Annotated in this window: 10 protein-coding genes; 7 read left to right on the forward strand and 3 right to left on the reverse strand. The window is 74.2% G+C overall.

The features are described 5' to 3' along the window. Positions 1–1,128 precede the first annotated feature (1,128 nt). The 5 genes from PSU4_RS17505 to PSU4_RS17525 all read left to right on the forward strand — a co-directional run bounded on the left by PSU4_RS17505 (position 1,129) and on the right by PSU4_RS17525 (position 7,772). Positions 1,129–2,352, forward strand: a complete 1,224-nt coding sequence (locus PSU4_RS17505) for a GGDEF domain-containing protein (RefSeq protein ID WP_186817022.1) — start codon at positions 1,129–1,131, stop codon at positions 2,350–2,352. Positions 2,353–2,496: 144 nt separating this feature from the next. Beyond that, complete coding sequence (locus tag PSU4_RS17510; protein ID WP_147109585.1) at positions 2,497–3,789, forward strand: GGDEF domain-containing protein; 1,293 nt, start codon at positions 2,497–2,499, stop codon at positions 3,787–3,789. Between the two features lie 121 nt (positions 3,790–3,910). Next, on the forward strand, positions 3,911–5,896 hold the full coding sequence (gene dxs, locus PSU4_RS17515; RefSeq protein ID WP_147109587.1) for a 1-deoxy-D-xylulose-5-phosphate synthase: 1,986 nt from the start codon (positions 3,911–3,913) through the stop codon (positions 5,894–5,896). Beyond that, positions 5,896–6,561, forward strand: a complete 666-nt coding sequence (locus PSU4_RS17520; protein WP_147109589.1) for a response regulator transcription factor — start codon at positions 5,896–5,898, stop codon at positions 6,559–6,561. Before dxs ends, PSU4_RS17520 begins: the two co-directional genes overlap by 1 nt. A 92-nt stretch (positions 6,562–6,653) precedes the next feature. Next, positions 6,654–7,772, forward strand: coding sequence for a sensor histidine kinase (locus tag PSU4_RS17525; RefSeq protein WP_246115181.1), 1,119 nt, complete (start codon positions 6,654–6,656; stop codon positions 7,770–7,772). A 4-nt stretch (positions 7,773–7,776) separates the two neighbouring features. On the opposite strand, the gene PSU4_RS17530 is transcribed toward PSU4_RS17525, so the two are convergent. The 3 genes from PSU4_RS17530 to PSU4_RS17540 all read right to left on the reverse strand — a co-directional run bounded on the left by PSU4_RS17530 (position 7,777) and on the right by PSU4_RS17540 (position 10,605). Next, positions 7,777–8,964 (reverse strand): HRDC domain-containing protein, encoded by a 1,188-nt coding sequence (locus PSU4_RS17530; RefSeq protein ID WP_147109593.1) that lies wholly within the window; start codon positions 8,962–8,964, stop codon positions 7,777–7,779. A 77-nt stretch (positions 8,965–9,041) separates the two neighbouring features. Continuing rightward, the gene (locus tag PSU4_RS17535; RefSeq protein ID WP_147109596.1) at positions 9,042–9,695 is read right to left on the reverse strand and encodes a response regulator; all 654 of its coding nucleotides are present in this window, start codon (positions 9,693–9,695) and stop codon (positions 9,042–9,044) included. A gap of 316 nt (positions 9,696–10,011) precedes the next feature. Then, complete coding sequence (locus PSU4_RS17540; RefSeq protein WP_147109598.1) at positions 10,012–10,605, reverse strand: DUF3000 domain-containing protein; 594 nt, start codon at positions 10,603–10,605, stop codon at positions 10,012–10,014. A 96-nt stretch (positions 10,606–10,701) separates the two neighbouring features. Between PSU4_RS17540 and hemE the strand changes: the two genes are divergently transcribed. Together hemE and hemG are read left to right on the forward strand one after the other, a co-directional pair. Further along, positions 10,702–11,772, forward strand: coding sequence for a uroporphyrinogen decarboxylase (gene hemE / locus PSU4_RS17545; RefSeq protein WP_147109600.1), 1,071 nt, complete (start codon positions 10,702–10,704; stop codon positions 11,770–11,772). Further along, positions 11,769–13,199 (forward strand): protoporphyrinogen oxidase, encoded by a 1,431-nt coding sequence (hemG, locus tag PSU4_RS17550; protein ID WP_147109602.1) that lies wholly within the window; start codon positions 11,769–11,771, stop codon positions 13,197–13,199. Before hemE ends, hemG begins: the two co-directional genes overlap by 4 nt. Positions 13,200–13,212 lie beyond the last annotated feature (13 nt).

Genomic DNA, 13,212 nt, shown 5'->3' on the forward strand with positions numbered 1-13,212 from the left:
CGTGGGTGGTCGGTGGGCGGTGGTCACCAGCTCTTGTTGCGCACGTCGTGCTCCTTCCGGGTTGTGCGGTCGGGGTGGGTGAGTCACCAGGACTTGTTGCGCACCGCGGGCTCCTTCGCTGTTCGTGTTCGGGCTGGTCGGGTGGTGTCACCAGGACTTGTTGCTGCTCACGGGGTCCTCCTCGTCGGTGGTGGGTGGTCGGTGGGTGGTGGTCACCAGCTCTTGTTGCGCACGAGCGGCCTCCTCCCGGTCGTTGCGGGCGTGGGCGGGCGGTCACCAGGACTTGTTGCGCACGGGCTCGCTCCTCTCCGGGGCGATGGACGGGTGGGCACGGCGGTCACCAGCTCTTGTTGCGCACGGTCACTCCTCTGCCGGCTTGCAGCGGCGGCGTATGGCGGTGTCGACGGGCCGGGTCGCGGCGAGCGCGTCCGACGTCGACGGCTGTCGGATCCGGCCCTGTTCACCAGCTCTTGTTGCGCACCGTGAACTCCCTCCGAAGTGGATGCGGCGCAACGGCATGGCGATTTTCGAGCCGACTTGTTGCGCATGCACCAATTCCTCTTTCCGTTTCCGGAATGCGTGCCGAATCGACGGGTCGCGTCGATGCGGTGGCGTTCGTCGTGGTCGTCGCGGTTCTGCGCGCGCTGAATTCGGCGGGTTCCGGGAAACGTGTTCCGGTGTGGGCCGTTGGCGCGCAGGGCCGTCCGGCGCGTGCTGCTCGTGTCGTCGCGACCTCGTGGTGGAGGGCGGCGACCGTGCGGGCACGGCGGGAACGGCGGGTGTCGTCAGTGCCAGCTCTTGTTACGCACCGCGCACCTCCTCCTGCGTCGTATCGGCAGTCGACCACGCTCGGTGACCCCCGGCACGTTCTCATGTGCCGTTGGGCTCACTGGCCATGACAGAGGCCGTCGCGATCAACTATTCTCACGTCCGGTGACAGCCGGACGACTGAGAGTATGAATGAGTAGCGAAGTGGGCGACGGAAGTACTCCGGACGGAGCATTTCCACGCCTGTGGAAAGTCACTCGATGGGCCGTGTGGAACGTGCCTGCTCGAGTGATGCTGCCTGTTTTCATGGTGGAACTGACGGCACTCGCTCTGGTCGTTCTGAGTGCCACCGCTCCGGGTGTGTCCACCGGGCGTCTTCTCGATGCGGCGACGCTGATGTTCCTGGGTGTCCTGCACACCGAGATCGCGGTTCGCGCCGAACGGGTGCGTCGCCGCGTCACCGAGACCCCGCACGTCGACCTCAGCTCGGTCTGGACGTTCGCCGGTGCGGTGCTGCTGCCGCCGGTGCTGGCCACGCTGGTGGCCGTCGTGGTGTTCACGCACCTGTGGTGGCGGGCGTGGCGGCCCCGGGTACCGGTCTACCGCCAGATGTTCAGCACGGCCACGGTCGTGCTGGCCTGTCTCGCGGCGGGCGCCGTCGTCAACTACGTGGCCCCTCATCACGTCACGGCCGGTCTCGGCGCCGGTACCGGTCCGGTGGCCCTGGTCCTGGCCCTGCTCGTCTACACGACGATCAACAGCGGGCTCATCGCCGGCGCGATCGCGGTCAGCTCACCGAACCCCACGGTCACCACGGTGCTGGGCCACTGGGACGAGAACGCGTTGGAGCTAGCCACGCTGTGTCTGGGCGGGCTCACGGCGATCGTCCTGGCCATCAACCCGTGGCTGGTCCTGTTCGTGCTGCCGGCGCTGCTGGTGCTGCACCGCGCGGTCCTGGTGCGTCAGCTCGAGGAGGCGGCCAGCACCGACGGGAAGACGGGCCTGCTCAACGCGGCGGCCTGGCACGCCTACGCCCAGCGCGAGGTGTCGCGCGCGGTGCGGCAGGGCGGCTCGGCCTCGCTGCTGATCCTCGACCTCGACCACTTCAAGTCGGTGAACGACCGGCACGGTCACCTGGCGGGCGACGAGGTGCTCGCGGCCGTGGCGGCGACGCTGCGCACGGAGGTGCGCGACAACGACCTGGTCGGCCGCTTCGGCGGTGAGGAGTTCGTGATCCTGCTCCCGGGTGTCGACGACAGCGACTACGGCAGTGCGGAGCTGCGCCTGGTCGCGGACCGCATCCGGCGCCGCGTCGAGGCGCTGTCGATCCAGATGCCCACGCCCGACGGGCCGCTCACGATCAGTGGGCTCACCGTGTCCGTGGGTGGTGCCGCGTTCGGCACCGACGGCACGGAGCTCACCCGGCTGTTGGAGACGGCCGACTCCGCCCTGTACTCGGCCAAGCGTGCGGGCCGGAACCGCGTGCACGTCGGCCTGCACAGCAGGAACGAGGGCGCGTCGGGTCGGGAGCCCGGGCCGGCGCTGCACGAGGCGGAGAGCGGCGAGTCCCCGGCCGCGGGCTGACCGCCCGTCGACGCATCGTCACCTCTCGTGACGTCCGGGGTGCGAATCCACCCCGATGAGTGACCGACTGTCGACTGACAGTTCCGTGTGCGGTCACTAACCTCGACCCTCGTCGGCATCGGGTGCCCGGGGGGAGGCTCGATCGTGTTCGCGTTCGCCGCTCGCTGGGCCCTCCGGTCCGAACCGGTCCGGGTGCGGCTGCTCGTCGTCGCCGCGGAGCTGCTCGCGGTGGTGTTCGTCGCCGCGGGCTGGCTGGTCGGCGGTGGGCCGAAGGGCGACGACGTCGTCCTCGCCGCGTGGCTGCTGGTCCTGGGCCTGGTGCACATCGAGGCGGCCACGGGCATCGAACGGGTGCGCCGCCGGGTCGCGGCGACCGCGTACTTCGACCTCAGCTCCGTGTGGACGTTCGCGGCGGCGCTCCTGCTGCCGGTGCGGCTGTCGGCGCTGGTCGTCGTCGTGCTGTACGGGCACCTGTGGCTCCGCGTGTGGAAGCCGGCCGGGGTGCCGATGTACCGGCTCGTGTACACCGCGGCGACGGTCGTCCTGGCGGCCCACGCGGCGTACGCGGTGGTCGCCCCGGTGCGCGACGCGGGCGCTGGGCAGGGGCTGCCGGCGCTGGGCTGGGTGGCGCTCGCCGCGGCGGCCTATCTCCTGGTGAACAACGTGCTGGTCGCGGCGGCGATGGCGTTGGGCGAGGGCCGGCCGTCGGCGCGTGAGCTGGTCGGCGGTGTCGACGACCACGTCCTCGAACTGGCCACGCTGTGCCTCGGTGTGATGGTCGCGCTGGCTCTCACGGCCGACCGCTGGACGGCGGCGCTGGCGCTCGCACCGCTGCTGGTGCTGCAGCGGGCGGTGCAGGTCCGCCAGCTGGAGGAGGCGGCGACGACCGACCCGAAGACGGGCCTGCTCAACGCGGCGGCGTGGCGGGCGGAGGCGGTGCACCTGCTGGGCCGGGCGCGGCGCACGCACGGCTCGGCCGCGGTGCTGATCGCCGACCTCGACCACTTCAAGGCCGTCAACGACACCCACGGGCACCTGGTGGGCGACGCGGTGCTGGCGGCCGTCGCGGCGGAGCTGCGGGCCGAGGTGCGTCAGGACGACCTGGTGGCGCGGTTCGGCGGTGAGGAGTTCGTCGTCCTGCTGCCCGATCTGCCCGGCACGGGCGTGGGTCGCCGTGAGGTGCTCGCGGTGGCCGACCGGGTGCGGCGGCGTGTCCAGGGTCTCGGTGTGCCGGTGACGACGTCGGCGGGACCGCTCGTCGTCGACGGTCTGACGATCTCCATCGGTGGCGCCACGTTCCCGGCCGACGGCCAGGACCTGGAGTCGGTGCTGGCCGCGGCCGACGCGGCGCTGTACGCGGCGAAGGACGCGGGCCGCAACACAGTGCGGGTCGCGGCCGCGCCACTGGTCCCGCAGGCGCGCGCTGCGGAGGACTGATCGCCTCGCGGGCGGGGGACCGGCACCGCACGCCGACGGGCCGTGTGCCGCTCGTCGAGCGGGGGCGGCGGGGGCGTGGACGCGCCGGGTCGAATGATCCCCACGACCGTATGGTGGGGGAGTGAGCCTGTTGCGTTCCCTCCACGGCCCGCGTGACCTCCGCCGCCTCGGCCCGGACGAGCTCGCCGAGCTCACGTCCGAGATCCGGCGGTTCCTGGTCGCGTCCGTCTCGCGCACCGGCGGCCACCTCGGCCCCAACCTCGGCGTCATCGAGCTGACGATCGCCCTGCACCGGGTCTTCGACTCGCCGCACGACACCCTGATCTGGGACACGGGCCACCAGGCCTACGTCCACAAGCTCCTCACCGGCCGTCAGGACGGCTGGGAGCGGCTGAAGATGACGGGCGGGCTGTCGGGCTACCCGAACCGTGCCGAGAGCGAGCACGACGTCGTGGAGAACAGCCACGCGTCGACGTCGCTGTCGTGGGCGGACGGGCTCGCGCGCGCCTACGCGCTGAAGGGCGAGAACCGCCATGTCGTCGCCGTGGTGGGCGACGGGGCGCTCACGGGCGGCATGGCCTGGGAGGCGCTGAACAACATCGCGGCGGCCCCGGACCGCAACGTCGTCGTCGTGGTCAACGACAACGGCCGTTCCTACTCGCCGACGATCGGCGGGCTGGCCGACCGGCTGGCGTCGCTGCGGCTGCAGCCGGGCTACGAGCGGATGCTCGACGCGGGCAAGCGCGCCCTGCGCGGCACGCCCGTCGTCGGGCCGGCGCTCTACGCGGGCCTGCACGCCCTCAAGGCCGGTGTGAAGGACGCGATCAGCCCGCAGGAGCTGTTCTCCGACCTGGGCCTGAAGTACTTCGGCCCGATCGACGGGCACGACGTGGCGGCGATGGAGTCGGCGCTGCGGCGGGCGCGGCGGTTCGGCGGGCCGGTCATCGTGCACGCGGTGACCCGCAAGGGCAACGGCTACCTGCCCGCGGAGAACGACGCGGCGGAGCAGATGCACAGTCCGTCGGCGTTCGACCCGGCCACGGGCCTGCCCACCGGCCCGAAGACGCAGGGCTGGACGAGCGTGTTCTCCGAGGAGATGGTGGCGATCGGCGAGCGCCGGCCCGACGTCGTGGCCATCACGGCGGCGATGCTGGGCCCGGTGGGGCTCGCGAAGTTCGCGGAGACCTACCCGGAGCGCTGCATCGACGTCGGTATCGCCGAGCAGCACGCGCTGACGTCGGCGGCGGGGCTCGCGCGGGGCGGGCTGCACCCGGTCGTCTGCCTGTACTCGACGTTCCTGAACCGCGCGTTCGACCAGCTGATGTTCGACGTCGCGCTGCACGAGCAGGCCGTCACGCTGGTGCTCGACCGGGCTGGGGTCACCGGCAGCGACGGACCGTCGCACAACGGGATGTGGGACCTGTCGATCCTCGGGATCGTCCCCGGGATGCGGGTGGCCGCGCCGCGCGACGCGGGGACGCTGCGCGAGGAGCTCGCCGAGGCCGTCGCGGTCGAGGACGGTCCGACGGCGTTGCGGTTCCCCAAGGGCGCGGTCGTCGAGTCGGTGCCGGCGCTGCGCCGCGTCGGCGGCTCGGTCGACGTGCTGGCCGAGCCCGCCGCGGGCGCGGAGCGGCCGACGGTGCTCATGGCGTGCGTCGGCGCGTTCGCCGAGCTGGGTGTGGCAGCGGCCGAACGGCTTGCGCACCAGGGCATCGGGGTCACGGTCGTCGACCCGCGGTGGGTGCTGCCGGTGCCCGAGGCCATGGTGGAGGTCGCGGCGGCGCACCAGCTCGTCGTGACGGTGTCCGACTCCGGCCGCCACGGCGGGTTCGGCTCGGCCCTGTCGGACCTGTTGCGCGACAACGAGATCGACGTCCCGAGCCGCGACCTGGCGCTGCCGCAGGAGTTCCTCGAGCACGGCAGCCGCTCCGATGTGCTGTCCGCTGTCGGTCTCACCGCGCAGGACGTGGCCCGCCGGGTCACCGAGTGGGCGTCGGCGCTGCCGGGTTGCCGCGTGGTGCAGGGCGCGGTCGAGGGCGGCGTCCTCGACGCGTCGGCCGCACAGGAGGAGCAGGCGGCGGAGGAGTCCGAGGGCCGGGCCCGCTGATGCGCGTGCTGGTCGTGGAGGACGAGCGGCCGCTCGCCGAGGCCGTGGCCCGCGGGCTGCGGCGCGAGGGCATGGCGGTCGACGTCGCCTTCGACGGCCTGGAGGGCCAGGAGAAGATCGGTATCACCCGCTACGACGTGGTGCTGCTCGACCGGGACCTGCCGTCGATCTCGGGTGACGAGCTGTGCGAGGAGATCGTCGCGTCGGCGGCGACGACGCGGGTGCTGATGCTCACCGCGAGCGGGTCGGTGGCCGACAAGGTCGACGGCCTGTCCCGCGGCGCCGACGACTACCTGGCCAAGCCGTTCGACTTCCCCGAGCTCGTGGCCCGGGTCCGGGCGCTGGGCCGGCGCGCCACGCCGGCCACGCCGCCGTTGCTGGTGGCGGGCGACGTGTCGCTCGACCCGGCCCGGCGCACGGTGCGTCGCGCCGCCGAGCCGGTGGAGCTCACCCGTAAGGAGTTCGGCGTGCTCGAGGTCCTGATGGGGGCCGGCGGCGCGGTCGTGTCGAGCGAGGAGCTGCTGGAGCGGGTCTGGGACGAGAACGCGGACCCGTTCACCACGACGGTGCGCGTCACCGTCATGACGTTGCGCAAGAAGCTGGGTGAGCCGGGCGTGATCGAGACCGTCGTCGGCGCCGGGTACCGCGTTCCGGCGGCGGGCTGACCGGGGCGACCGTGACCACGGCCCGACCATCGGGTCCGCCGGGGAACCCGCCCGGGCGGCGGTCCGGGCCGGGGCTGCGTCCACGGCTGACGGTGTTGGCCACCGTCCTGGTCGCGGGCGTGAGCGCGCTGCTGCTGTGGCTGGGCTGGCTGCTGGTGGGTGGGGTGGCCGAGAGCTCGGTGCCCGCGTTCCCGGCCGGGGGGACGGTCCGCGTCGGCGGGGTGGAGGTCGAGGCCACCCAGGTGGGCCGGGCCGTCGGTGAGGCGGCCCGCGCGGAGGTGCTGCGCGCCGGGCTGATCGCGTTCCCCCTGGTGGTGCTTGCCGCCGCGGTGGTGTCGTGGGTGCTGGTCGGGCGTGTCCTGGCGCCGCTGCACGCGGTGACGGCGACCGCGCGGCGGCTGTCGGCGGAGTCGCTGGACGAGCGGATCGCGCTGCGTGACGCCCGCGGCGAGGTCGCGGAGCTGGCCGAGGTGTTCGACGCGATGCTCGACCGGCTGCAGGCGGCCTTCGACGGGCAGCGCCGGTTCGTCGCCAACGCGAGCCACGAGCTGCGGACGCCGCTCGCGGTGCTGCGCACGGAGGTCGACGTGACGCTGGCCGACCCGGACGCCGATGTCGCCGAGCTGCGCCGGATGGCCGAGGTGGTCCGGGACGCGACGCGGCGGGCCGACGAGCTGGTCGGCGCGTTGCTGCTGCTGGCCCGCACGCAGGCGGTCGACCACGTCGACGCCCGCCCGGTCGACCTCGCGGAGCTGGCCGCGTCCGCGGTGGCGGCGGTGTCGGGGGAGGCGGCGGCGCGGGGCCTGCGGTTCGCGGTGTCGACGGCACCGGCCCACACCGCGGGCGATCCGGTCCTGCTGGCCCGCGTCACCGGTAACCTGCTCGAGAACGCGGTGCGCCACAACGTGTCCGGCGGGTGGGTGGAGGTGGCGACGGCACCGGCCGACGGTGGGGCGCAGCTGCGCGTCGCGTCGGGGGGCCCGGTGATCCCGCCGGACCGGGTGACGGAGCTGTTCGAGCCGTTCCGTCGCGGCCCGCGCGAGCGCACCGGCGACACGCCCGGCAGCGGGCTCGGGTTGTCGATCGTGCGTGCGGTCGTGCTCGCCCACGGCGGCACCGTCCGTGGCGACGCCGTGCCCGGCGGCGGGCTCGCGGTGACGGTCAGGCTGCCGGCGCCACTGCACGTCCCGGTGCCGCTGTCGCGTCCGTAGGCCCCTACGGCGCCCGGGTCTCGACCGCCTGCTCCAGCAGCGGACCGGTCAGCTCGACCTGCCACGGGCGCGCGCCCCCGGCGACGAGGGCGGCGCGGACGTCGCCGTCGGCGGGTGGGGCCCAGCAGATGCGGCGCAGCAGATCGGGCAGCAGCAGGTTCTCGACGGGGATCGTCCACTGCTCGCTCAGGCCGGCGAGGGCGGTGCGGGCCGCCGAGAGCCGGGCCGCCGCCTCGGGGTCGCGGTCGGACCACCGCGCGACCGGTGGTGGACCGTCGCCGGGGACGGTCGAGCGGGGCAGCTCGTCACCGGGGAGCTTCGCCGCCTCGTCGATCGCGGCGAACCAGTACGACGTCAGCCGCCGCTGCGAGCGCCCGCGGAACACCGGCAGAGCTGCCAGCGCGCCGGGGGTGGTGGGCGCGGTCACGGCGGCCTCCACGATCGCGGAGTCGGGCAGGACCCGGCCCGGCGCGATGTCGCGTTCGGCGGCGAGCCGGTCGCGTGCCTCCCACAGCGCGCGGACCGCGGCCAGCGGCCGCGGCTTGCGCACCTTGTGGATGCCCGAGGTGCGCCGCCACGGCTCCGCGCGCGGAGCCGGCGGGGGAGCAGTGCGCACGGCCTCGAACTCCTGCTCGGCGAACCCGAGCTTGCCCTGCTCGGCGAGCATCCGGGCGAGCAGGTCACGCAGTTCGACGAGAACCTCGACGTCGAGTGCGGCGTAGACGAGCCAGTCCTCGGGGAGCGGTCGGCGCGACCAGTCGGCCGCGCCGTGGCCCTTCTCCAGCGCGAGCCCCAGCAGCTGTTCGACCATGGGTCCGAGCCCGACGCGGGGGAGACCGGCGAGGCGGCCCGCGAGCTCGGTGTCGAACAGCGACGTCGGGGCCAGCCCGACCTCGGCCAGACACGGCAGATCCTGCGACGCCGCGTGCAGCACCCACTCCGGCCCCGTCAGCGCGGGTGCGAGCGCGGACAGGTCCGATCCGAGGGGGATCGGGTCCACCAGCGCCGAGCCCGCGCCCGCCCGGCGCAGCTGCACCAGGTAGGCCCGTTGCGAGTAGCGGAAACCCGAGGCGCGTTCGGCGTCGACCGCGATCGGGCCGGAGCCCGCCGCGAACGCCGCCGCGGTGCGCTCCAGCGCCTGCACGTCGGCCACCACGTCGGGCAGGCCGTCGGCAGGGCGCAGCAGCGGCACGGGTCCGTCGGGGTGGCCCGTCCCGTCGGTCGTGCCGCCCGCCCCGTGACGCGGGGGAGCGCTCGGTTGGTTCGTCGTCAGCGGATGACTCCCGCACGCATGGCGAGCGCCACCATCTGGGCCCGGTCGCCCGTGCCGAGCTTGCGCCCGATGCGCGACAGGTGGCTCTTGACGGTCAGCGCCGACAGGCTCAGCGCCTCGCCGATCTCCTTGTTCGACTGACCGTCGGCGACCAGCTGCAGCACCTCCACCTCACGGGCCGACAGCTCCCGTGGCGTGTTGTCGGTGCCCGGGACGCGCGTTCCCGTGGCGAGGAGCGGCGCCACCGTCGGGTCGGCGTAGACGCCGCCGTCCAGGACGCGCTTCACGCCGTCGGTCACGACGGCCGGCGAGGCCGACTTGAGCAGGTACGCCTGGGCCCCGGCCTGGAAGGCGGAGCGGACGGCGTACGGGTCGTCGGACGACGCGAGCACCACGAGCCGGTTCCAGCCCAGCGCGCGCAGCTCGGTCACCAGGTCGAGCCCGCTCCCGTCGGGCAGCCCGAGATCGAGGATCGCGAGGTCGCACGGCCCGTTGGCCTGCGCTCGAGCACGGGCCTCGGCCACCGAGGCGGCCTCGTGCACCGTTCCTGCCCCCATCGAGCGCAGCCGCGCGGCGATCGCCTCGCGAAGGAGCGGGTGGTCGTCGACCACCAGCACCGAGAACAACTCTTCCCGCGGGTGCGGGACCATGGCAGGCGACAGCACAGCTCCGGTGGAACTGCGCGTAGGTACGCCCTGGCCCACAACGGCCACGTTCTTACCTCCCTGGAGTCGGTCGTTGCCCCCCGACCGGCACCAGATCCCCGGGCCGACGGAGAGTTGCGCCCGACCGCCCGAGGAGGTGTCGTGGAGGAAGCCTAGCCCCCCAAGCGGTCTAACGTCGTGTATCCGATCGAACTTCTCCGGGTGAAAGTTACAGCGTTGTCGCGCTGTGTACACCCGTTCGGGTGATCAACTCTCTGTCACCGATCGACTCCGCGCCCGGAAACCGCTGGTGAGCACGCGCTCATACCGTTCGGCGCGCGAGTCGTGGCACGCCGACCGGTGGCAGGCCCGCGGCCGTCGCGACGAGCGTCGCGAAGGCCTCGGCGTGTCGCGTGAGCGTGTCGGGCTCGTCGACCGGGGTCCACGAGGCCCGCAGCTCGACGTCGTCGTCGCGACGCGGGCCGGCGATGTCACCGAACCGCACGGACGACGTCTGGGTCACCGTCCCGCCCAGCGCCGTGAAACCGGCGCCGCACCCGTCGAGCGCCTCGGTCAACCACGACCACGCGATCACCGGGAGCATCTCGTCGCCGAGCTGCTCACGTTCCAGGCGCGCCTGCACGAAGCACACGAGCCGGAACGTGCCGTCCCACTTGTCCTGCCCCGCCGGGTCGTGCAGCAGGATGAGCCGGCCGGACGTGTCCGGCTCGTCGAGGTCGTCGAGGCCGTCGCCGCGGTGACCGACGTCGGCCTCCACGCTGTAGGCCCACGAGAACGGCGCGAGCCGGGGTGGAGCCTCGAGCGGCCGGACGACGAGCTCGGGACGCGGCCGGTACGACGACAGAGCCGCCACCGCCTGGCGGAACTGTGGTGGTGGAGCGGTCGTATCGGGCACGAGCGGGGACTCTAGGTCGCGGCCCGGCCGGCCACCGGCAGGCGCGCCGGTATCCGATCGGGGGACGTGCTCCGACCTGTGGGATCATCGCTCGTGATGGCTGCCCTCCCTGACCTCGAGACCGCGGGTGCGGTGCGTCGCGACCTGCGCGCCGCGCCGTTCCTGGTGGCCGCCCGCGGCGGCACCCCGTCGCGGGTCCCGGTGTGGTTCATGCGCCAGGCCGGTCGGTCGCTGCCCGAGTACCGCGCCCTGCGCGCCGGCACCGGCATGATCCAGGCCTGCCTCGACCCCGAGCTGACCTGCGAGATCACGCTGCAGCCCGTCCGCCGCCACGGCGTCGACGCGGCCATCCTCTTCAGCGACATCGTCGTCCCGCTGTACCTGTCGGGCATCGGCGTCGACATCGTCGCCGGCGTCGGGCCGGTCGTCGCCCGTCCCGTCCGCACAGCGGCCGACGTCGAGGCCCTGCCCACGCTGCACCCCGAGCAGGTCACCCCCGTCACCGACGCGATCCGGCTGCTCACCCGCGCCCTCGGCGAGACCCCGCTGATCGGTTTCGCGGGCGCCCCGTTCACCCTCGCCTCCTACCTCGTCGAGGGCGGGCCCAGCCGCAACCACGAGAAGACCAAGGCGCTCATGCGCAGCGCCCCCGCGGTCTGGCACGCCCTGCTGGCCAAGCTCGCCGACTCGACGTCGGTCTTCCTGCGCGCCCAGATCGCCGCGGGCGTCGACGCCGTCCAGCTGTTCGACTCCTGGGCGGGTGCGCTGACCGAGCGCGACTACCGCTCGTTCGTCGCACCGCACTCCGCCGCCGTCCTCGGCCCGCTCGCCGCCGCGGGCGTGCCGCGCATCCACTTCGGCGTCGGCACCGGTGAGCTGCTCGGCGCGATGTCGGAGATCACCGACGTCATCGGCGTCGACTGGCGGGTCCCGCTCGACGAGGCCGTCCGCCGCACCGGCGGCACCCACCCCGTCCAGGGCAACCTCGACCCGGCCGTCCTGTTCGCCGACGCCGCGTCCGTCGAGTCCGAGGTCCGCCGCATCGCCGCCGAGGGCCGCGCCGCCCCCGGCCACGTGTTCAACCTGGGGCACGGCGTGCTCCCCGAGACCGACCCCGACGTCGTCACCCGCGTCGTCGACCTGGTCCACACGCTGCCCGTCCGGTGACGGCCCCGGCCGCCGCAGCCGCGGTCGCGCCTGTCGTCGCGGTCGTCGGTGCGGGCGTCTCCGGGCTCGCCGCCGCCCACCGGCTCCGCACCCTCCTCGGCGCGGCGGCGCGCATCGTCGTGTGCGAACGCGCATCGCGGACCGGTGGCGTCCTGCGCACCGTCGACCTCGCCGGAGTCGCCGTCGACGTCGGCGCCGAAGCGTTCCTCGCCCGCCGCCCCGAGGTCCCCGCACTACTCGCCGAGCTGGGCCTCACCGGCCGCGTCGTCCACCCCACGACGGCCGTCGCGTCGATCCGGGCGGGCGGGCGCACCGGCCCCCTGCCCACCGGAACCCTCCTCGGCGTGCCCACCGGCGCCGCCCGCCTCGACGGCGTCCTCACCGCCCGCGGGCTCGCCGCCGTCGCCGCCGAACCCACGCTCCCGCTCGACTGGGAACCGGGTGGCGACGTCGCCCTCGGCGGGATGCTCCGCGCCCGCTTCGGACCCGAGATCGTCGACCGCGTCGCCGACCCGCTGCTCGGTGGCGTCTACGCCGGCCGCGTCGACACCCTCGGGCTGCGGGCCACGATCCCCGCCCTCGCCGCCGCCCTCGACGCCGGCGCGGCGTCGCTCACCGAGGCGGCGTCCGGGCTCGCCGGCCCCACCGCGGCCACCGGGCCGGTCTTCGGTGGTCTCGACGGCGGCTACCGGGTGCTGCTCGACGCGCTCACCGCCGCCGCCCGCCCCGAGCTGCGGCTCGACACCACGGTCCGCTCCCTCTCCCGGACCCCCACGGGCTGGCGGCTCACCCTCGGACCCGTCCCGGCGCCCGAGCACCTCGACGTCGACGCCGTCGTCCTCGCCGTCCCCGCACCCGCCGCCCGCAAGCTTCTCGCCGACGTCGTGCCCGCCGCCGCGGCCGCCGCCGGCCGTATCGAGCTGGCGTCGTCGGTCGTCGTCGCAATGGCCTACCGGGCCGTCGACGCCGCGGGCCTGCCCGCCACCTCCGGTGTCCTCGTCGCCGCCGACGAACCGCTGTCGATCAAGGCCGCCACCCACACGTCCACGAAGTGGGGCCACCTCGCCCCGGACGCCACCGACGGCCTCGTCCGGCTCCGCGCCTCCCTCGGCCGGTTCGGGGAGGCCGCGACGCTGCAGGTCGACGACGCGGCGCTCGTCGTCCGCGTCCGCGCCGACCTCGCCGCACTGCACGGGATCACCGCCGCACCCGCCGCCGTCCACGTCCAGCGCTGGGGCGGGGGGCTGCCACAGTACGCCGTCGGCCACGTCGCGACGGTCGCCACGCTCGAAGCCGCCGTCGCCGCCGAACCCCGGCTCGCCGTCGCCGGGTCAGCGCTGCACGGGGTCGGGGTGCCCGCGTGCATCGGGACCGCGCGGGCCGCCGCGGAACGGGTCGCCGCGGCCGTCACCGCCGCCGCGTCCTGATCGGCTGCGTCCT

The sequence above is a fragment of the Pseudonocardia sulfidoxydans NBRC 16205 genome (genome assembly GCF_007989085.1).
Classification (GTDB): Bacteria; Actinomycetota; Actinomycetes; order Mycobacteriales; family Pseudonocardiaceae; genus Pseudonocardia; species Pseudonocardia sulfidoxydans.

What these genes read in the sequence shown, in the direction of transcription:
- PSU4_RS17520 (WP_147109589.1), top strand. Translation starts at nt 5,896, where the DNA reads ATGCGCGTGCTGGTCGTGGAGGACGAGCGGCCGCTCGCCGAGGCCGTG.
- hemE (WP_147109600.1), top strand. Translation starts at nt 10,702, where the DNA reads ATGGCTGCCCTCCCTGACCTCGAGACCGCGGGTGCGGTGCGTCGCGAC.
- PSU4_RS17535 (WP_147109596.1), bottom strand. Translation starts at nt 9,695, where the DNA reads ATGGTCCCGCACCCGCGGGAAGAGTTGTTCTCGGTGCTGGTGGTCGAC.